We start from the raw sequence: 21,090 nt of genomic DNA, 5'->3' as shown, positions 1-21,090 counted from the left end.
GTCGCGTTCATGGCATCGGACCGGGTCAGAACGAATAACCGAACAGCTCCAGATCGCGCTGGTAGAGCTCGCCCACCGCGTCGATCAAGGGCTGGTCATAGTAGTCCCGATACCCGCCGCGGCGGGAACTGTTGACTTGGCCCAGTTGGGCGCTGGGGATGCCGATGCGGGCGCAGATGCTGTCGTAGGAGGCCTGCATCTCCTCGACCCGGCCCACGTAGTCGGCCAGCAGTTCGCCGTCGGCGCCGGTGACCAGGCTGTGCTGCGGCTGGAACAGCACGTGCTGCATCGGCCGTGCCTCGAACAGGATATGCCGCATGACCGCCTGCGGACGCTGCAGGAAGGCGCCGTCGGCGCGGGTCATGAACGCGCAATAGGAAATGAAGCGATCGTAGGGGTTGCGCACGAACGCGAACTTGAAATAGCTCGCGAAGGCCTCCTCGCCCAGGAACGGACGCACCTGCTGCAAGCTGAGGTGGCCGTGCTTGATCGCGGCCAGTTCCTCGAACGGGAAGCGCTTGTTGACGAACAAACCGACCTGCTCGATGTCGTCGGCGCTCATGTGCTCGCGCAGGGCCTGGCGGACCGAGTGGGTGCCGGTTTTGGGGATCGCGGCAAAAACGAAACGGTGCTGGTGGGAGATGATCATGCGTCTGGCCCTGGAATCGGCCTATCCTAAGCCAGCGGCGGGCGCGCAGGGCATCGCCCAGGCCCGTCGCGCCGGCTTCGCCGCTCCGATTCCGAGCATTTGCTCCACCTCCCCCGAGGATGCTGCATCGATGGACAGCGCACGCCCTGGCAGCGAAAGGCCCGACCGCGCGAACGCGCTCAACCCGCACGTGGCGTCGGTGCGCGAGGAGATCGCCAACGCGCTCACCCACGGCCTGGGCGCGACCGCCGCGTTGGCCGGCGGGGCGGTTCTGATCACCCTCGCCGCGCTGTACGGCGACGGCTGGCAACTGGTGGGCGCGACCGTATTCGGGATCAGCCTGCTGCTGCTCTACGTGGCCTCCACCCTCTACCACGCGATCCAGCACCCGATCGCCAAGGCGCGCCTCAAGGTCTTCGACCATTGCGCGATCTACCTGCTGATCGCCGGCACCTACACCCCGTTCACCCTGATCGGTTTGCGCGGCCCGTGGGGTTGGGGCCTGTTCGCGGCGATCTGGGCGCTGGCCTTCGCCGGCATCGTGTTCAAACTGTTCTACACCGGCCGCTTCAAGCTGCTGTCGACCGGCATCTACATCGCAATGGGCTGGCTGGTGATCGTGGCGATCAAGCCGCTGCTGGGCGCGCTGGACACCTGGACCCTGGGCTGGCTGCTCGCCGGCGGGCTTTGCTACACCTTGGGCACGGTGTTCTACCACCGGCCCAAGCTGCCGTATTCGCATGCGATCTGGCACATGTTCGTGATCGCCGGCAGCGTCTGCCATTACATCTCGGTGATGGCGCAGGTGATCCCCGCGCGCTGAGCGTGCGCTGGCGTTCGCTGAACGCCGCACAACGCGTTCACCTGCGCTTGACCGCCGGGTGGGGATGGTGAGGCCACTCCTAACGAAGGACAGCGGCACTGGCGCGCATCGATGCGCGCCGTCCGGGTGCGGCCCGATCGGGCGGCCCGGAGTCGGCCGATCAACATGCGCGAGAGCGAGCCCCACTCCAGCCCCGAGCCGACCCCAGCCAACGACGGCGCCGCAACACCCGCGTCCGGTGCGGCGCGCGCTGCGCGGGCCATGCGTCTTCATCCCTGGCGCAGCGCCGCCGCGCTGCTGGCGATCGCGCTGCTGGCGCTGATCGCGCTGTGGGATTGGAACTGGCTGCGCGGCCCGATCGAGCGCCAGGTGCAGGCGCGCACAGGTCGCGACTTCGACATCGGCGGCGATCTGGATATCGCGCTGGGCCGCACCGTGCGCGTGCGCGCCGATGCCGTGCGCTTCGGCGACGCCGACTGGTCGCGGCGCCGCGACATGGCGGTCGCCGATCGTCTGCAATTCGATATCGAGCTGTGGCCGCTGCTGCGCGGCGATGTGCGCATCCCCGATCTGCGCCTGCAACGCCCGAGGCTGCATCTGGAAAACGACCGCAAACGCGGTGGCAACTGGGTGTTCGGCGAAACCGGCGGTGCCGGGCCAAGCTTCGGCCGCGTCTGGATCGAACAGGGCGAGCTGAGCTTCCTCGACCCGGTCAGCCGCAGCGACATGCGTTTCGAGATCGCCAGCCTGGCGCCGGGCGCCAACGACGCCGCCGCGCCGATCGCCGCGCGCGGCGGCGGACGCTGGAAGGGCAATCGCTTCAGCTTGCAGGGCCGCGCCGAATCTCCGCTGGAACTGCGCGATCGCGAACGTCCGTACCGTCTGGATCTGCGCGCGACTGCCGGCGCCACCCGCGCGCATGCGCGCGGCAGCCTGGTCGATCCGCTGCGGCTGCGCGACTTCGACCTGCGCCTGGCGCTGTCGGGCCAGGATCTGGCCGACCTGTACCCGCTGATCGGCGTGGCCACGCCGCCGACGCCGCCTTACGCGCTGGACGGACGTCTCACCCGCGACATCGCCGGCGCACGCACCACCTGGCACTACGACGATTTCACCGGCAAGGTCGGCGACAGCGACCTGGGCGGACGCGCGAGCGTGGAGACCGGCGGCGCGCGCCCCTATCTGCGCGCCGATCTGCGTTCGCGCCGGCTCGACTTCGACGACCTAGGCGGCTTCGTCGGCGCCGCGCCGCAAACCGGACGCGGCGAGTCCAGCAATCCCGAACTCGCGGCCCTGGCCGCGCGCGAACGCGCGAGCGCACGCGTGCTGCCGGATACGCCCTACCGCCTGGACAAGCTGCGCGCGATGGACGCCGACGTGCGTTGGAAGGCGCAGCGCATCGACGCGCCGGGCTGGCCGATCGACAACATGGACGCGCATCTGCTGCTGGAAGCCGGCGTACTGCGCCTGCAACCGCTGGATTTCGGCGTCGCCGACGGCCGCATCCGCTCAACGGTACGCATGGACGCGCGCCAGCCCACCATCGCCACGCACGCGCAGATCGATGCGCGCGGCCTGACCCTGGCCAAGCTGCTGCCGACGGTGGACCTGGCGCGCGACGCGGTCGGCAAGGTCGGCGGACAGATCGCCCTGGACGGACGCGGCAACTCCATCGCCGACATGCTCGGCAGCAGCGACGGCGACATCGCGCTGGGCATGGGCTCGGGCAAGATCAGCAATCTGCTGATGGAGTTCACCGGCATCGACATCGCCGAGATCATCAAGTTCAAGCTCGGCCACGACCGCCAGATCCCGATCCGCTGCGCGTTCGGCGATTTCGAAGTGCGCGATGGCGTGATGCGCACGCGCGCGCTGGCCTTCGACACCAGCGACACCCTGCTGGTCGGCGACGGCAAGATCGACCTGGGAGACGAGACCCTGGACCTGATCCTGCGCGCGCGCCCCAAGGACCGCAGCCTGTTCACGCTGCGCTCGCCGCTGAAGGTGTCGGGCACGTTCAAGCACCCCAAGGCCAAACCCGACTACGCGCGCCTGGGCCTGCGCGGCGCCGCAGCGCTGGCCCTGGGCACGATCGCGCCGCCGGCGGCGTTGCTGGCGACGATAGAACTGGGACCGGGCAAGGACGCCGCGTGTGGCGGCAAGTACGCGCGTTGAGCGGCGCGCACCTTCGGGCGCGGTGACGACCGCAGCAGCATGCGAATCCGGGCGGGACGATGATGCGGTTCGCTGGCGCTCACCGCATCCTACGGCGACGCGGCCGCTCAGCTGGCGATGTAGCGCTGCAACTGGTCCAGCTCGAGTTGCTGGTCCTCGATCACCGCCTTGACCAGGTCGCCGATCGAGACCACGCCCTGCACCTGGCCGCCGTGCACCACCGGCAGATGGCGGATGCGGCGGTCGGTGACGATCTGCATGCAGCGCTCGGCGCTGTCTTCCAGACCGACGCTGACCACCTCGGCGGTCATGATGTCGCGCACTGGCGTGTCGGCCGAGGAGCGACCCTGCAACACGACTTTGCGCGCGTAATCGCGCTCGGACAGGATCCCGGTCAGACGCGGGCCTTCCATCACCAGTACCGCGCCTATGCGCTTTTCGGCCATCAGCCGGATCGCGTCGATCACCGGCGCGTCCGGGCCGATCGCGAACACTTCAGATGCTTTCGCTTCTAGCAGTTGCCGCACGGTGCGCATGGCCTTCTCCTTCGGCGATCTGGGAGGGGGGCAGCGAGCCCTGTCCCGAGGATACTCCTGCCGCCGGCTGCCAGGTGTCGACGAGGTACAGCGGCCGCTGCTTGGATTCCTCGTACAGCCGGCCCAGGTATTCGCCGATCAGGCCCAGCGCGATCAGCTGCACGCCGCCCAGGAACAGGATCACCGCCATCATGGTCGGCCAGCCCGCGACCGGGTCGCCCCAGAGCAGGGCCTTGGCCACCACCCACACGCCGAAGCCGAACGCGAACAGCGCGGTCGCCAGGCCCATATAGGTCGCCAGCCGCAGCGGCGCGGTCGAGAAACTGGTGATGCCTTCCAGGGCCAGGTTCCACAGCCGCCAGAAATTGAACTTGCTGGCGCCGGCCACGCGCGCCTCGCGGTGGTAGGGCAAGGCGACGCGGTTGTAGCCGACCCAGCCGAACAGGCCCTTCATGAAGCGGTGGCGCTCGCGCAGCTGGCGCAGCCCGGTCAGGGCGCGCTCGGACAGCAGGCGGAAGTCGCCGGTGTCGGCCGGAATCGGAGTCTTCGACAGACGTCCGATCACCCGATAGAAGGCATGCGCGGTGCTGCGCTTGAGCCAGCTTTCGCCCTCGCGTTCGATGCGGGTGCCGTAGACGTCGTCGTAGCCTTCGCGCCACTTGGCGACGAAGGCGGCGATCAACTCCGGCGGGTCCTGGCCGTCGGCGTCCAGGATCAGGGCCGCGCCGCGCTCGACCCGGTCCAGGCCGGCGGTCAGCGCCAGTTCCTTGCCGAAATTGCGCGACAGGCGCAGCAGGGCGATGCGCGGATCGGCCGCGGCCAGGCTTTCCAGCACGCGCCAGGTCGCGTCGCGGCTGCCGTCGTCCACGTACAGCACGCGCCCCTCGACGCCGTCGGCGGCGATCGCGTCCAGGGCCGCGGCGATGCGCGGCTGCAGCAGCGGCAGGCTCTCGGCCTCGTTGTAGGCGGCGACGACGACGGTCAGCAGATCGCGATTCATGCCTTCAATCATAGCCGGCGGCGCGGGCGGGGGTTTTCGATCTCATCGCAACGTCGCTGAAAACTGGCCGCGCGACCCTAGCCGGTGCCGCCCGCCACCGTTCCGGAGCCGCTCATGCCCACCGATGCCCGCTATCACGTCCTGTTCCTGTGCACCGGCAATTCCGCGCGCAGCGCGATGGCCGAAGCCCTGCTCAACACCTTGGGCGGGGACCGCTTCCGCGCCTGGAGCGCGGGCAGCCGCCCGGCCGGCTTCATCCAGCCCATGGCCGCCGAGCTTTCGGCCAAGCTCGGCTACGACCCGGCGCGCTTGCGCAGCAAAAGCTGGGACGAGTTCGCCGGCGCCGACGCGCCGCGCATGGACATGGTGATCACCGTCTGCGACGACGCCGCCGGCGAGTCCTGCCCGGTGCGCTTGGGCGACGCCGCGACCGCGCATTGGGGCGTGGCCGATCCTGCCGCCGCGGTCGGCGACGAGGACGCGCGCCGCCAGGCCTATGTGGCGGCGTTCGCGCTGCTGCGCCGGCGCGTCGAACTGCTGCTGTCGCTGCCGCTGGACAAGCTGGGCCGTCTGGTCGCGCAGGATCGCCTGCGCGACATCGGCCGCGGCGCCTGAGCGCGCCTCAGTCGATCTGCTTGAGGTAGCCGCTGCCGCCGATGTAGCGCATCTGGCGCTGGATCGCGTTGGCGCGGCGCTGCACGTAAGGGCCCGGGCGCGCGATGCTGTAGCGCTTGGGATTGGGCAGCACCGCGGCCATGCGCGCGGCCTCGGCCGGACCCAGGCGCGCGGCGTCCTTGCGGTAGTAGGTGCGCGCGGCGGCCTGCGCGCCGTACACGCCGTCGCCGAACTCGGCGATGTTGGCGTAGACCTCGATGATGCGGTGCTTGGGCCACATCAGTTCGATCAGCAGGGTGTACCAGGCCTCGACGCCCTTGCGCACCCAGCTGCGCCCGCTCCACAGGAACAGGTTCTTGGCGGTCTGCTGGCTGATGGTGCTGCCGCCGCGGACCTTGCGGCCGCGCGCGTTGTTCTTGCGCGCCTTCTCGATGGCCTTGAGATCGAAGCCGAAGTGCTCGGCGAAGTTCTGGTCCTCGGAGGCCACCAGGGCCACCGGCACGTTGGAGGAGATCTCGTCCAGGTCGCGCCAGTCGTAGGCGACGCGGAAGCCGAAATCGCCGCTGCCCCAGGCCTGGAACTGGCGCGCGGCCATGAAGGCGCTGAACGGCGGATCGATGAAGCGCAGCACCGCGACCTGCAGGATCGAAGCGGCCAGGAACAGGAACGGCAGCGCGATCAGCCAGCGCAGCCAGCGACGGCGCCGGCGCGTGGCCGGGGGCGCGGGGACGGTCTCGTTCACGACTTGCACTGTCTGCACTCCATCCCCATCTTGCCCGGTCTCCCCTTTCACGCGGTCGCGCGCATTATCCGCGATAGAGCGCGCGCCGCCGCACGAGTCCAGCGATGAACGATTCCAGCCCCACCGACGCCGTCGGCCCCGACCACGACCACGACCGCCTGACCCGATTCCTGATCGAGGGCGCCGGTGTGCGCGGCGTGCACGTGCACCTGGACCAGACCTGGCGCCAGATCCGCGAGCGCTCCGAGTATCCGCCTGCGGCGGCCGAACTGCTGGGCGAGGCCGCCGCCGCGGCCGCCCTGTTCACCGGACACGCCAAGGTCGAGGGCCGCTTGTCCGTGCAGCTGCGCGGCGACGGCGCCTTGCGCACCTTGTTCGCCGAGTGCACCGCCGCCGGCACCCTGCGCGGCATCGCCCAGCTGGCCGAGGACGGCGGCGAGGTCTCGCGCGACCTGCGCCAGCTCGGCCCGGATGCGGTGCTGGCGATCACCATCGAGAACCCGCCGATCGGCGGGCGCGCCGGCGACGACCGCGATCCGGCCCGCTACCAGGGCCTGGTGGCGCTGGATTCGGACTCCCTCAGCGGCGCCTTCGAGGACTACTTCCGCCAGTCCGAACAACTGCCGACCCGCCTGCTGCTGGCCGCCGACGGCGAGCGCGCGGCCGGCCTGATGCTGCAGAAGCTGCCCGGCGACGGCGGCGACGAGGACGGCTGGACCCGGGCCGGGGCCCTGTTCGACACCCTCCAACCCGGCGAGCTGCTGGGCTGGGACACCGTCACCGTGCTGACCCGCCTGTTCCATGAGGACGGTGTCCAGTTGCTGGGCGGCAAGCCGCTGAGCTTCGCCTGCTCTTGCTCGCGCGAGCGGGTCGAGGCCATGCTGGTCTCGCTGGGTCAGGAGGAGGCCGAAGCGGCCGCCGCCGCGGCCGACGGCGAGGCCCAGGTGCGGTGCGAGTTCTGTGGCCAGACCTATCGTTTCAACAGTAACCAAATCAGTCACTTGTTCGCGGTTGCGGCCACCGAGGTCGCGGCACCGGACCGGTTGCAATAGGCCCTTCACACGGCCGTCTCGGTTTGTTAAATAAACATAAACCGTCTATAGTCCCATTCCAGGTTCTAGGGGAACTTGACCGGCCCAGCCCGGTCGTATCGTCACCATGCACGCACGCTCGCTACGTCTGTCGTTCGCCTTGATGCTCGCCTTCGGCGCGGCATCGGCTGCGCATGCGCAAACCGCGAAGCGCAGCGATACGACGTATCTGCCGGTCTGGAACCAGTCCAACGGCAAGGTCGAATACCTGTTGCAGCTCGAGCCCACCAATGCACCGGTGGCCGGCGCGCGTTGGCGCGTGGGCAGCAATTCGCTGGACGCCGCATTCGGTCTGGATGCGGGCGATACCCTGGGCCTGGTCTGCGACCGCAAGACCGGCCTGGCCGGCGCGATCGGCAACCTCGCCAATCACTGCATGCTCGCCGCGCTCGACGAAGACGATCGCGGCGGTTCGCGTCAGGTGTCCGCGGGCGCCGCGCTGAGCCGCCCCGGCGGCAAGATCGGACTCTCGATCGGCAACGGCAAGGACACCCTGCCGGCCTGGCTGAGCCCGAACGGCCGCAACAGCAAGCTCGACCAGAACACCCTGACCGTCTACGGCCAGAAGAACATCGGCCGCGAGGCCACCGTGTCGATCGGCGGCACCTGGGCGCGCGCGCGCCTGATCCCGGCCGGCGAAATGCCGACCATCGCCGACCGCTGGAACAGCAAGAGCCTCACCATCGGCGCCGGCTACGGCAACTTCGGCGCCAATATCGTCGGCCGCGTGGTCGACACCCCCGGCCAGCCGGGTCAGTGGGAAGGTCTGGGCGTCGGCCTGACTTGGCGCACGCCCTGGAGCGGCCAGCTCACGGTGGGCGCCGAAAACGTGATTACGCGCGGCAAGAACCCGTTCGCGCCGGGCAACACCGACAAGGACGAAGGCACCGTGCCCTACGTCCGTTACGAGCAAGACCTCTAAGGCAACGCCTTCGCCGCGTCGGGCTTTCGACGCGCGCTATCGAATCGCCCAGACCGAACCGGCAGCCAAAGCCGGTGGCTTCAGCCTGCCTTTGCGCCGGCTCGCAAGCCCCTCTGACTAGCGCGCCTCGGACGAGAAGCATGGCCTTCGGCGCTTGGCCCTCGATGCGCCACTCCCGAACCGCCCCGAATCGGCGCCCAAGACGATGCCGATGGCCTCGTTGCGCCCCTGTAACGACGCGCAACGCCCCCGCGTGAGCGCGCGTCGCTGAGTAGTGCCTCGTTTGCGCCAAAGCGGTGATCCACCGCACCAATCGTGTCGTGAATTCGCACCGTCCGTCGCGCTAATCACGCACAAAAACACTGTACGCATGCGTATTTAGGCCTGAAATTGAACGTAAACCCGCTCAATTGGAACGCCAGCTGAATAGTGTGAAGAATTTGTCAAAAGACGACGTTTAACGACACTTTAATTACTCACTTCTGACGGCTAGTATCGGCGCCACCTTGCAGGAATTGGCGTCTTATTTGACTCCGCCAGCTTGGTCCCATGGGTACCACCAATTCCGATTTTCTGGAGAGAGAGATGACCTTCAAGACCACCCAGCTCCGCGACGCGATTACTTTCGCGCTCGCCGTGGGCGCCACTGCCGCTGCCGGCACGGGTGTGGCCTTTGCTCAGGAAGAGAGCAAGGACCCGACCACCCTCGACCGCATCGAAGTGACCGGTTCGCGCATTAAGCGTGCCGATATCGAAACCTCGCAGCCGATCTTCTCGCTCAGCCGCGAAGACATCAGCGCGCAGGGCCTGACCTCGGTCGGCGACGTGATCCAGAACATCACGTCCAACGGTTCGACGCTGAACAGCACCTTCAACAACGGCGGTRCTGGTCAACGGCCGTCGTTGGGTCGGCGGCACCGGTCTCGGTGGCGCGGTCGACCTCAACACCATCCCGACCGCCGCGGTCGAGCGCATCGAAGTCCTAAAGGACGGCGCCTCGACGATCTACGGTTCGGACGCCATCGCTGGCGTGGTCAACGTGATCCTGCGTCGCAACTTCGAAGGCGCTGAAGCCAACGCTTACATCGGCGCGTTCGACAAGGGCGACGGCGAGCGTCAGGCCTACGACTTCACCATCGGCACGTCCGGCGACCGCTACAGCGCGATGCTGGGCTTCGGCTACGTGAAGGAAGAGCCGGTCAAGGCTGGCGATCGCAAGATCTCGGCCGTGCCGAATTTCGGCTCGACCGCTGGCTTCGGCAGCTCGGGCACCACTCCGCAGGGTCAGTTCTCGCTGGCCGGCGGCCGCCGCCCGGACGGCACTGTCGGCACCTTCATCCCGACCCCGACCGGCGCCGGTTCGACGGCGTTCCGTCCCTTCACCGCGCCGGATGCCTACAACTTCGCTCCGGACAACTACCTGCTGACCCCGCAGGAGCGTCGTTCGGTGTTCGCGTCGGGTTCGTTCGACATCACCGACAACGTCCGCTTCAAGACGACGATCACCTATAACGAGCGCATCTCCGAGCAGCTGCTGGCGGCTAGCCCGATCACCCTGGGCACCGCGGCTCCGGGCACCAACGGCGCCAACATCTCGATCTCGGCGCAGAACATCTACAACCCCTACGGCCAGGCCGTCACCGGCATCCAGTACCGTCCGACCGAGCTCGGCGGCCGTAGCTTCAACCAGGAAGTGAACACCTTCGCGTTCGACGGCAGCCTCGAAGGCAGCTTCGAAGTCGGCGAGCGTGCGTTCGACTGGGAAGCCGGTTACTTCTTCGGCGAGAACAAGCGCTACGACACCACCTTCGGCCTGTACAACATCAGCGCGCTGCGCAATGCGCTGGGCCCGTCGTTCCGCGACGGCCAGGGCGTGGCCCGTTGCGGCACCCCGACCGCGATCATCGCCGGTTGCGTGCCGCTGAACCTGCTCAGCGGCGGTGGCGGCTTCACCCCGGAAATGGCTGCGTACTCCGGCTTCGTCGCCCACGACACCCGTGGCTACAAGCAGAAGACCTACTACGCCAACGTCGGCGGCGACCTGTTCGACCTGCCGGGCGGCCCGCTGGCCTTCTCGTTCGGCATGGAACACCGCACCGAGTCCGGCTTCGACCAGCCCGACGCGATCGTCAACACCGGCGACACCACCGGCAACGCCCGTAAGGCGACCGCCGGCGGTTACTCGCTGGACGAGGCTTACCTCGAACTGTCGGTGCCGGTCCTGGCCGACGTGCCGTTCGCCAAGCTGCTCGACTTCTCGGTGGCGACCCGCTACTCGGACTACAGCAACTTCGGCGACACGCTCAACAGCAAGTTCGGTTTCCGCTGGAAGCCGATCGACGACCTGATGGTCCGCGGCAACTGGTCGGAAGGCTTCCGCGCTCCGTCGATCGCCGAGCTGTTCACCGGCGTCTCGGACACGTTCCAGACCATCACCGATCCCTGCAACGGCTCGCTGCAGGGCGCTCCGAACACCAACCGCCCGGCGGCGTGCGGCTCGGTGCCGGCGTACAACCAGATCAACACCCAGATCCGTACCACCACCGGCGGCAACCCGAACCTGGGCGCGGAGAACTCCACCTCCAAGACCCTGGGCTTCGTGTACAGCCCGAGCTGGGCCGAAGGTCTCGACATCTCGCTGGACTGGTGGGAGATCAAGATCGAAAACGCGATCTTCACCCAGACCGCGCAGGCCATCCTGGACAACTGCTACCGCAACGGCACCGCCAGTGCCTGCGCCCTGGTGCAGCGCGCGCCTGACGGCCAGATCTCCGGCCTGCAGTCGACCCCGTCCAACGTCGGTACGATCTTCAACGAAGGCTACGACCTGACCGTCGGCTACAAGCTGCCGGAAACCTCGTACGGCAAGTTCCGCGTGGTGTGGGACACGACCTACCTGGCCAAGTCGACCACCGACGTCAACGGCGACGGCATCGTCTCCGAAGATCCGGTGACCGGCGAAGGCGGCAACACGGCAGGCGAGTATCAGGGCGGTTCGGCACGCACCAACAACTGGCGCATCCGCTCCAACCTGGCCCTGAACTGGGAGAAGGGCGACTTCGGCGCGACCTGGTTCGTGCGTTACTTCTCGCACCAGGAAGAGTCCTGCGCCACCATCGCCGCCGCACAGCGCGTCAATCTGTGCTCGGATCCGACCCGCATCACCAACCTCGACGGCAACGACCCGGGCACCGCTCCGGACGGCCCGCAGCTGCGTCCGCAGAACCGCATCGGCGGCGCCACGTACCACGACGCCAGCGTCTTCTTCAACGCGCCGTGGAACGCTCGCATCACCGTTGGCGTGAACAACCTGTTCGACAAGGATCCGCCGCGTTCCGCGTCGACCTTCGCCAACAGCTTCGACCCGCAGTACGAAGTCCCGGGCCGCTTCATCTACTTCCGCTACGCGCAGAAGTTCTGATCGACCCCGTAACATCCGCAGTAACCGCTACGGCCCCTCACGGGGCCGTAGTTTTTTGTACGGCACCCGTCTCGCCCGACAGCGATCGGCCGACGACGCCAGCGCGGGACGATGCAGCGACTCGCTCGCCGCCAACTTCGTCGCGACATCATGTATCGCGACGCGCGCATGTCACATGCATGAATCGGCAGCGACGCTGCCGAGTGACGAGGTAGCGATTGGCCCGCCTCCGACTTCGTCGCAACATCATGTGTCGCGGTGTGCTCGCGTCGCACGCGATTAATCGGTCAACGACGCCACCGCGAGACGACGCGGCGAATCTCGCCCACCTCTAACTTCGTCGCGACATAACGCGCCGCAGCGCGCGCATCGCGTCATCGCCCGCTGACATTGCGCCCCGGTGCGGGCCGTGTTTTTTGGCAGGCATCTCGCCAGCCAAAACCAAATCCTCATCCTTTGATGCCACCGCGGCAGAACGACGGCATAGCTGCGCATGTTTCCAACAAGCGCAGCAACGCGTCATCGAGACGTGCGCGACGCAGCAAGGCAGACCTAGCGGATCGTCTGCATGCCGAGCGCCATGCGAGCAATAACAGCGCGAAAAACATGCCTTTCGAGTGTCTAAATTGATACTCATCACACCATAAGCGCACAGATATTTTTTGCGTTAGGCACCAATAAGAACTCACTAAGAAACGCATTACGCGCACGCACTCATCACATTGAGTGCCAATACATGTAGCGCCAAAAAAACACTGTTAAAACCGTGTTGGATTCGCTGGAACTAGCGGCTACGATCCGCCGCACCTTGCTGATATTGGCGTCTTTCTTGACTCCCCCGGCCGGGTCCCATGGGTTCCACCTATTTTGATTTTCTGGAGAGAGAGATGACCTTCAAAACCACCCAGCTTCGCGACGCGATCACCTTCGCGCTCGCGGTGGGCGCCACCGCCGCGGCCGGCACCGGTGTTGCCTTCGCTCAGGAAGAGAGCAAGGAAGCCACCACCCTCGACCGCATCGAGGTCACCGGTTCGCGCATCAAGCGCGCCGACATCGAGACCTCGCAGCCGATCTTCTCGCTCAGCCGCGAAGACATCACCTCGCAAGGCCTGACTTCGGTTGGCGACGTGATCCAGAACATCACCGCCAACGGTTCGACCCTCAACAGCTCTTTCAATAACGGCGGCAACGGCGAGACCCGCGTCAGCCTGCGTAACCTGGGCGCGGCCCGCACCCTGGTGCTGGTGAACGGCAAGCGCTGGGTCGGCGGCACCGGCCTCGGTGGCGCGGTCGACCTCAACACCATCCCGACCGCCGCGGTCGAGCGCATCGAAATCCTGAAGGACGGCGCTTCGACGATTTACGGCTCCGACGCCATCGCCGGCGTGGTCAACGTGATCCTGCGTCAGAACTTCGAAGGCGCCGAAGCCAACGCCTACATCGGCATCTACGACAAGGGCGACGGCGGGCGCCAGTCCTACGACTTCACCATCGGCACGACCTCGGACCGCTTCAGCGCCATGCTGGGCTTCGGCTACGTCAAAGAAGAGCCGATCATGGCCGGCGACCGATACATCTCCAAGGAACCGACGGTCGGCACGGGCAACGCCCGCGGTAGCACCAATACGATCTTCGGCAACTTCTCGCTCAACGGCCGCCGTCCCGACGGCACCACCGGCACCTTCACTTACAACCCGGGCCAGAGCGGCACCAACTGGCGTCCGTTCGTCGCGCCGGCCGACCTGTACAACTTCGCGCCCGAGAACTACCTGCTGACCCCGCAGGAGCGCCGTTCGGTGTTCGCCAACGGCACGTTGGACATCACCGACAACCTGCGCTTCAAGACCACCATCACCTACAACCAGCGCGAGTCCGAGCAGCTGCTCGCCTCGATGCCGATCAGCCTGGGCACGGCGCCGAACACCACGCCGGCGCAGCGCGCGATCAACATCAGCGCGCAAAACATCTACAACCCGTTCGGCCAGACCGTGACCGCGGTCGAGCGCCGCGCCAGGGAAACCGGCGGCCGCTCGTTCAACCAGGACGTGCGCACCTTCGCGATGGACGCGATGCTGGAAGGCACGCTGACCTTCGGCGATAACTTCTACGACTGGCAGGCCGGCTACTTCCGCGGCGAGAACAAGGCCAACAACACCACCACCGGCCTGTTCAACCTGATCGCCCTGCAGCAGGCGCTGGGCCCGTCGTTCCGTGACGGCCGTGGCATCGCCCGCTGCGGTACCCCGACCGCCACCATCACCGGCTGCGTGCCGCTGAACCTGCTCGGCGCGCCGGGCTCGATCACGCCCGATATGCTGAACTACGTGACGTTCACCGCGCACGACGAGTTCAAGTACGAACAGAACACCTACTACGCCAACATCGGCGGCGACCTGTTCGATCTGCCGGGCGGCCCGGTGGGCTTCTCGTTCGGCCTCGAGCACCGCACCGAGTCCGGCTACGACTCGCCGGACGCGCTGATCAACTCCGGCAACACCACCGGCAACGCCCGCACCGCGACCGCCGGCAGCTACAAGGTCGACGAAGCCTACGTCGAGTTCGCGATCCCGGTGCTGGCCGATGTGGCGTTCGCCAAGCTGCTCGACTTCTCGGTGGCGACCCGCTACTCCGACTACAGCAACTTCGGCGACACGCTGAACAGCAAGTTCGGTTTCCGCTGGAAGCCGATCGACGACCTGATGATCCGCGGCAACTGGTCCCCGACTACAGCAACTTCGGCGACACGCTGAACAGCAAGTTCGGTTTCCGCTGGAAGCCGATCGACGACCTGATGATCCGCGGCAACTGGTCCGAGGGCTTCCGTGCACCGTCGATCTCCGAATTGTTCGCCGGTCGGGCCGACTCGTTCCCGACCGTCACCGACGCCTGCAACACCGCGCAGTTCGGTCAGCAGAGTTCGGTCGCCCAGGCACGCTGCGTCACCGAAGGCGTGCCGGTCGGCGGCTACGTCCAGCCGAACACGCAGATCCGCATCACCGTCGGCGGCAACCCCCAGCTGAAGCCGGAAACCTCCGAATCCAAGACCCTGGGCCTGGTCTATAGCCCGAGCTGGATCGAAGGCCTGGACATCTCCCTGGACTGGTGGAACATCAAGCTCGAGGATGCCATCACCACGCTCGGCGGCAGCACGATCATTCAGCAGTGCGTCGACTCCGGCGGTACCGATTCGACCTGCGGCCTGTACACGCGCAGCCCCGGCGGCGCCATCAACACCCTGCTCAACTCCACCATCAATATCGGTGGCCGGGAAGTCGAGGGTTACGACCTGACGGTCAACTACCGTCTGCCGGAAACCGCGTGGGGCAAGTTCGGCTTCATCTGGGACACCACCTACCTGGCCAAGAGCCTCCAGGACCTCGACGGCGACGGCAAGTATGGCGAGGACCGCCAGCGCGAGCCCAAGATCGGCGAGCGCCTGAACTTCAATGAAGGCGGCGACCTGGTCGGCGAATTCGCCCAGAACAACAACCGCTGGCGGATCCGCTCCAACCTGGCCGTGCGCTGGGAGAAGGGCGACTTCGGTGCGTCCTGGAACATGCGCTACTTCTCGTCGCAGACGGAAGCTTGCTCGGCGCAGTTCGAGGCTTTGGGCAAGTGCTCGGATACGACCCGCTTCATCGGTGTCCCGTCCGACACCAACCGCAACGGTGTTTGGGACGGCACGGCCGGCGGCGATCGCATCAACGTGCTGAAGGAATCGCAGCACCGCATCGGCGGCACCACGTACCACGACGCCAGCGTCTTCTTCAATGCACCGTGGAACGCTCGCGTCACCATTGGCGTCAACAACATCTTCGACAAGAACCCGCCGGTGGTTCTGAACTCGTTCGCCAACTCGTTCGACCCGCAGTACGAAGTCCCGGGCCGCTTCGTGTACTTCCGCTACGCGCAGAAGTTCTGATCGACTCCGCGACATCCGCAGTAACCGCTACGGCCCCTCACGGGGCCGTAGTTTTTTTGGCGGCGCGCGGCGCCGTCCCGCTATCGGCGACACCGCTCGACCCGGCGTAGCGATCGGGCATGCACCGTCATCGCCTGCATTCGCACCGCACAGCGCGCGCACGTCTGCGCACTGAATACTCTCGCTACAGCCTGTACTTAGTAGCGCCAAACGCGCACGCGCTATTCGTAAAAGCATGCTCTTCGCGTGCCTATGACAATCAACTTCACATCAGACATGTGCCTGGATTCTGAGCATTAGTCACCGATACGAAGTTACGAAGAAACGCATTGTGTGCGCGCACTCAGCGCATTGCGTGCCAATGCATGTAGTGCGCGAAAAATATCGTTAAAACCGTGTTGGAATTCGCATAACGAGCGGCTACGATCCGGCGCACCTTGCTGAAATTGGCGTCTTGCTTGACTCCTCCGGCTGGGTCCCATGGGCAACACCAATTCCGATTTCTGGAGAGAGAGATGACCTTCAAGACCACCCAGCTCCGCGAGGCGATTACGTTCGCGCTCGCCGTGAGCGCTACTGCCGCCGCCGGCACGGGCGTGGCCTTCGCTCAGGAAGAGAGCAAGGACCCGACCACCCTCGATCGCATCGAAGTCACCGGTTCGCGCATCAAGCGTGCCGACATCGAAACTTCGCAGCCGATCTTCTCGCTCAGCCGCGACGACATCACCGCGCAGGGCCTGACCTCGGTCGGCGACGTGATCCAGAACATCACGGCCAACGGCTCGACGCTCAACAGTTCCTTCAACAACGGCGGCAACGGCGAAACCCGCGTCAGCCTGCGCAACCTCGGCTCCAACCGCACCCTGGTGCTGGTCAACGGCCGTCGTTGGGTCGGCGGCACCGGTCTCGGTGGCGCGGTCGACCTCAACACCATCCCGACCGCCGCGGTCGAGCGCATCGAAGTCCTANTGCTCTTCCGATCTCATTAAGCGTGCCGATATCGAAACCTCGCAGCCGATCTTCTCGCTCAGCCGCGAAGACATCAGCGCGCAGGGCCTGACCTCGGTCGGCGACGTGATCCAGAACATCACGTCCAACGGTTCGACGCTGAACAGCACCTTCAACAACGGCGGTAACGGCGAAACCCGCGTCAACCTGCGTAACGTCGGCTCSAACCGCACCCTGGTGCTGGTCAACGGCCGTCGTTGGGTCGGCGGCACCGGTCTCGGTGGCGCGGTCGACCTCAACACCATCCCGACCGCCGCGGTCGAGCGCATCGAAGTCCTRAAGGACGGCGCCTCGACSATCTACGGTTCGGACGCCATCGCCGGCGTGGTCAACGTGATCCTGCGCCAGAACTTCGAAGGCGCCGAAGCCAACGCCTACCTGGGCGCCTTCGACAAGGGCGACGGTTTCCGTCAGGCCTACGACTTCACCATCGGCACGNGACGCCATCGCCGGCGTGGTCAACGTGATCCTGCGCCAGAACTTCGAAGGCGCCGAAGCCAACGCCTACCTGGGCGCCTTCGACAAGGGCGACGGTTTCCGTCAGGCCTACGACTTCACCATCGGCGCGACCTCCGACCGCTTCAGCGCGATGCTCGGCTTCGGTTACGTCAAGGAAGAGCCGGTCATGGCCGGCGACCGTTACATTTCCAAGGAGCCGAAGATCGGCACCGGCACCGGCTTCGGCTCGGGCACCAGCCCGGGCGGCCGCTTCGCCCTGTGCCCCGGTGGCTACAGCAATGGCGCGTGCACCGGTGGTCAGACCAACTTCAACGGCGGCCCCGGCACCTTCACCTACAATGCGGGCGGCAACAGCGCCCCGCGTCCGTTCGTGGCGCCCGGCGACATCTACAACTTCGCGCCCGAGAACTACCTGCTGACTCCGCAGGAACGCCGTTCGGTGTTCGCGTCCGGCACCCTGGACATCACCGATAGCCTGCGCTTCAAGACCACCATCACCTACAACCAGCGCGAGTCCGAGCAACTGCTCGCCTCGATGCCGATCGTGCTGGGCACCGCCCCGGGCGCCACGGTGCCGGGCCAGCAGATCTTCATCAGCCGCAACAGCATCTACAACCCGTTCGGCCAGGACATCTCGCGCATCAACCGCCGCATCACCGAGTCGGGCGGTCGTTCGTTNCAGCAGATCTTCATCAGCCGCAACAGCATCTACAACCCGTTCGGCCAGGACATCTCGCGCATCAACCGCCGCATCACCGAGTCGGGCGGTCGTTCGTTCAACCAGGACGTGCGCACGTTCGCGATGAACGCCGGCCTGGAAGGCACGCTGACCGTCGGCGAGAAGTACTTCGACTGGGAAGCCGGTTACTTCCGCGGCGAGAACAAGGCCAATAACACCACCTACGGCCTGTTCAACATGATCGCCCTGCAGCAGGCACTGGGCCCGTCGTTCCGCGACGCACGCGGCGCGGCGCGCTGCGGCACCCCCACCGCCACCATCAATGGCTGCGTGCCGCTGAACCTGCTCGGCGGCGTCGGCAGCATCACCCCGGACATGTTGAACTTCGTCTCGTTCACCGCGCACGACGAGTACAACTATCTCCAGAACAGCTACTACGCCAACATCGGCGGCGACCTGTTCAACCTGCCGGGCGGCCCGCTGGGCTTCTCGTTCGGCATCGAGCACCGTTCCGAGTCCGGCTACGACTCGCCGGACGCGCTGATCAACTCGGGCAACACCACCGGTAACAGCCGCGCCTCCACCAGCGGCTCCTACTCGTTGGACGAGGCCTACCTCGAACTCGCGATCCCGGTGCTGTCGGATGTGCCGTTCGCCAAGCTGCTCGACTTCTCGGTCGCGACCCGCTACTCCGACTACAGCAACTTCGGCGACACGCTGAACAGCAAGTTCGGTTTCCGCTGGAAGCCGATCGACGACCTGATGCGACCCGCTACTCCGACTACAGCAACTTCGGCGACACGCTGAACAGCAAGTTCGGTTTCCGCTGGAAGCCGATCGACGACCTGATGATCCGCGGCAACTGGTCGCAGGGCTTCCGCGCGCCGTCGATCTCCGAGCTGTTCTCCGGCATCGCCGACTCGTTCCCGCTCCTCAGCGACCCCTGCAACAATGCCAACTTCGGCAATCAGACCCCGTCCGCTCGGGCGCGCTGCGTCGCCGAGGGCGTGCCGAACGGCGGTTACCAGCAGGACAACCGGCAGATCCGCATCTCGGTCGGTGGCGATCCGAACCTGAAGGCCGAGCGCGCCGAGACCACCACCCTGGGTCTGGTCTACAGCCCCAGCTGGATCGAAGGCCTGGACATCAATCTGGACTGGTGGAACATCAAGATCGAGGACGCCCTCACCACCCGCGGCGGCGCCAACATCATCCAGCAGTGCTTGGACAGCGCCGGCACCGGCCTGACCTGCGGCCTGTATACCCGCCGTTCCGACGGCAACATCCAGACCCTGCTCAACGCCACCACCAACATCGGCGGCACCGAGGTCGAGGGTTACGACCTGACCGTCAACTACCGTCTGCCGGAAACCGCCTGGGGCAAGTTCAGCTTCGTCTGGGATACCACCTACCTGGCCAGCCAGAAGGACGATCTCAACGGCAACGGCATCTACGGCGAAAACGAGCAGGACGTGCCGGTGATCGGCCAGAAGCTGCGCTTCAACGAAGGCGGCAACCAGGTCGGCGAATACGACGGCCCGAACCAGTCCAACGCCTGGCGTATCCGCTCCAACCTGGCCACGCGCTGGGAGAAGGGCGACATCGGCGCGACCTGGAACATCCGATACTACTCGTCGCANCTGCGCTTCAACGAAGGCGGCAACCAGGTCGGCGAATACGACGGCCCGAACCAGTCCAACGCCTGGCGTATCCGCTCCAACCTGGCCACGCGCTGGGAGAAGGGCGACATCGGCGCGACCTGGAACATCCGCTACTACTCGTCGCAGACCGAAAACTGCCAGGCCCTGGAAGACTACGGCTACGCCTTCCTGTGCAGCGACCCGGACCGCATCGTCGCCATCCCCACCGACGCCAACGCCAACGGCGTCTGGGACGGCGTGGCCGGCGGCGACAGCTTCACCCAGCGCAACGCGGCCGAGCGCCATATCGGTGCCACCACGTACCACGACGCGAGCTTCTTCTGGAACGCTCCGTGGAACGCGAAGGTCACCATCGGCGTGAACAACATCTTCGACAAGAACCCGCCGGTGTCGGCCACCACCTTCGCCAACTCGTTCGATCCGCAGTACGAAGTCCCAGGCCGTTTCGTCTACTTCCGCTACGCGCAGAAGTTCTGATCGGCTCCAAATCCGGTAGTACCCCGATACGGCCCCATACGGGGCCGTATCTTTTTGTGTGCCATCTCATCAACTCTCGAGACTGCCCCTAGTCAGTTAACGACACTTTAATTACTCACGGGGGGCGGCTAGTATCGGCCCAGCCTTGCCGACTTAGGCCACTCGTTTTGCGCCACCCGGCAGGCTCCCATGGGACACCAAGACTGACTTGGAGAGAGAGATGACCTTGAAGACCACCCAGCTCCGCGAGGCGATTACCTTCGCCCTCGCAGTGGGCGCCACCGCTGCCACAGGCACCGGCGTCGCCTTTGCACAGGAAACCGAGAAAGAAGCCACCACCCTTGACCGCATCGAGGTCACCGGTTCGCGCATCAAGCGTGCCGATATCGAGACCTCGCAGCCGATCTTCTCGCTCAGCCGCGAAGACATCACCGCGCAGGGCCTGACCTCGGTCGGCGACGTGATCCAGAACATCACGGCCAACGGCTCGACCCTCAACAGCTCCTTCAACAACGGCGGCAACGGCGAAACCCGCGTCAGCCTGCGCAACCTCGGCTCCAACCGCACCCTGGTGCTGGTCAACGGCCGTCGTTGGGTCGGCGGCGAAACCCGCGTCAGCCTGCGCAACCTCGGCTCCAACCGCACCCTGGTGCTGGTCAACGGCCGTCGTTGGGTCGGCGGCACCGGTCTCGGTGGCGCAGTCGACCTCAACACCATCCCGACCGCCGCTGTCGAGCGCATCGAAGTCCTGAAGGACGGCGCCTCGACCATCTACGGCTCCGACGCCATCGCCGGCGTGGTCAACGTGATCCTGCGCCAGAACTTCGAAGGCGCCGAAGCCAACGCCTACCTGGGCGCCTTCGACAAGGGCGACGGTTTCCGTCAGGCCTACGACTTCACCATCGGCACG

10 protein-coding genes and 6 pseudogenes are annotated in these 21,090 nt (G+C 66.1%); 12 read left to right on the top strand and 4 right to left on the bottom strand.

The window, feature by feature from the left end:
* Nucleotides 1-25 precede the first annotated feature (25 nt).
* Nucleotides 26-649 (bottom strand): sulfotransferase family 2 domain-containing protein, encoded by a 624-nt coding sequence (locus tag ASE43_RS20295; RefSeq protein ID WP_056182648.1) that lies wholly within the window; start codon nucleotides 647-649, stop codon nucleotides 26-28.
* A 130-nt stretch (nucleotides 650-779) separates the two neighbouring features.
* Between ASE43_RS20295 and ASE43_RS20290 the strand changes: the two genes are divergently transcribed.
* Together ASE43_RS20290 and ASE43_RS20285 are read left to right on the top strand one after the other, a co-directional pair.
* A complete protein-coding gene (locus ASE43_RS20290; RefSeq protein ID WP_057161765.1) occupies nucleotides 780-1,472 on the top strand; it encodes a hemolysin III family protein in 693 nt (230 codons plus the stop codon).
* Nucleotides 1,473-1,733: 261 nt separating this feature from the next.
* Nucleotides 1,734-3,647, top strand: coding sequence for an AsmA family protein (locus ASE43_RS20285; RefSeq protein ID WP_057161728.1), 1,914 nt, complete (start codon nucleotides 1,734-1,736; stop codon nucleotides 3,645-3,647).
* Between the two features lie 107 nt (nucleotides 3,648-3,754).
* Here the strand turns inward: ASE43_RS20285 and ASE43_RS20280 are convergent, their stop codons facing one another.
* Nucleotides 3,755-4,183 carry a CBS domain-containing protein gene (locus tag ASE43_RS20280; RefSeq protein WP_056183175.1) on the bottom strand — a complete coding sequence of 143 codons (429 nt, stop codon included), beginning with the start codon at nucleotides 4,181-4,183 and terminating at the stop codon, nucleotides 3,755-3,757.
* Nucleotides 4,143-5,183, bottom strand: a complete 1,041-nt coding sequence (locus ASE43_RS20275; protein WP_056182641.1) for a glycosyltransferase family 2 protein — start codon at nucleotides 5,181-5,183, stop codon at nucleotides 4,143-4,145. Before ASE43_RS20275 ends, ASE43_RS20280 begins: the two co-directional genes overlap by 41 nt.
* A 114-nt stretch (nucleotides 5,184-5,297) precedes the next feature.
* Between ASE43_RS20275 and ASE43_RS20270 the strand changes: the two genes are divergently transcribed.
* Complete coding sequence (locus ASE43_RS20270) at nucleotides 5,298-5,798, top strand: arsenate reductase ArsC (RefSeq protein ID WP_057161727.1); 501 nt, start codon at nucleotides 5,298-5,300, stop codon at nucleotides 5,796-5,798.
* 7 nt (nucleotides 5,799-5,805) lie between these two features.
* Here the strand turns inward: ASE43_RS20270 and mtgA are convergent, their stop codons facing one another.
* Nucleotides 5,806-6,540: a monofunctional biosynthetic peptidoglycan transglycosylase gene (gene mtgA / locus ASE43_RS20265; protein WP_235567276.1), complete on the bottom strand. Its 735-nt coding sequence runs from the start codon at nucleotides 6,538-6,540 to the stop codon at nucleotides 5,806-5,808.
* 104 nt (nucleotides 6,541-6,644) lie between these two features.
* On the opposite strand from mtgA, the gene ASE43_RS20260 reads away from it, so the two are divergent.
* From ASE43_RS20260 to ASE43_RS20225, 9 genes and pseudogenes are all read left to right on the top strand, one after another.
* On the top strand, nucleotides 6,645-7,592 hold the full coding sequence (locus tag ASE43_RS20260) for an Hsp33 family molecular chaperone HslO (RefSeq protein ID WP_056182632.1): 948 nt from the start codon (nucleotides 6,645-6,647) through the stop codon (nucleotides 7,590-7,592).
* Between the two features lie 142 nt (nucleotides 7,593-7,734).
* Complete coding sequence (locus ASE43_RS20255) at nucleotides 7,735-8,553, top strand: hypothetical protein (RefSeq protein ID WP_175488960.1); 819 nt, start codon at nucleotides 7,735-7,737, stop codon at nucleotides 8,551-8,553.
* A 585-nt stretch (nucleotides 8,554-9,138) separates the two neighbouring features.
* A pseudogene (locus ASE43_RS20250) lies at nucleotides 9,139-11,974 on the top strand (TonB-dependent receptor).
* 887 nt (nucleotides 11,975-12,861) lie between these two features.
* Nucleotides 12,862-15,896: pseudogene (locus ASE43_RS20245) on the top strand (TonB-dependent receptor).
* Nucleotides 15,897-16,411: 515 nt separating this feature from the next.
* Nucleotides 16,412-16,864, top strand: a pseudogene (locus ASE43_RS20240) (Plug domain-containing protein); the annotation flags it as partial.
* 1,178 nt (nucleotides 16,865-18,042) lie between these two features.
* Nucleotides 18,043-18,849 (top strand): annotated as a pseudogene (locus tag ASE43_RS22765) (TonB-dependent receptor); the annotation flags it as partial.
* Nucleotides 18,783-19,681, top strand: a pseudogene (locus tag ASE43_RS22760) (TonB-dependent receptor); the annotation flags it as partial. The pseudogenes ASE43_RS22765 and ASE43_RS22760, both read left to right, overlap by 67 nt.
* A 1-nt stretch (nucleotide 19,682) precedes the next feature.
* A pseudogene (locus ASE43_RS22755) lies at nucleotides 19,683-20,180 on the top strand (TonB-dependent receptor); the annotation flags it as partial.
* 220 nt (nucleotides 20,181-20,400) lie between these two features.
* On the top strand, nucleotides 20,401-21,090 hold a 690-nt coding region (locus tag ASE43_RS20225), incomplete at its 3' end, for a TonB-dependent receptor plug domain-containing protein (RefSeq protein WP_157500147.1).

This window comes from Lysobacter sp. Root983, from assembly GCF_001429345.1.
In the GTDB taxonomy this organism is placed as follows: Bacteria; Pseudomonadota; Gammaproteobacteria; order Xanthomonadales; family Xanthomonadaceae; genus Lysobacter.
Note: the sequence above shows the minus strand (reverse complement) of the source record. Positions and strands in the feature narration are given on the sequence as shown.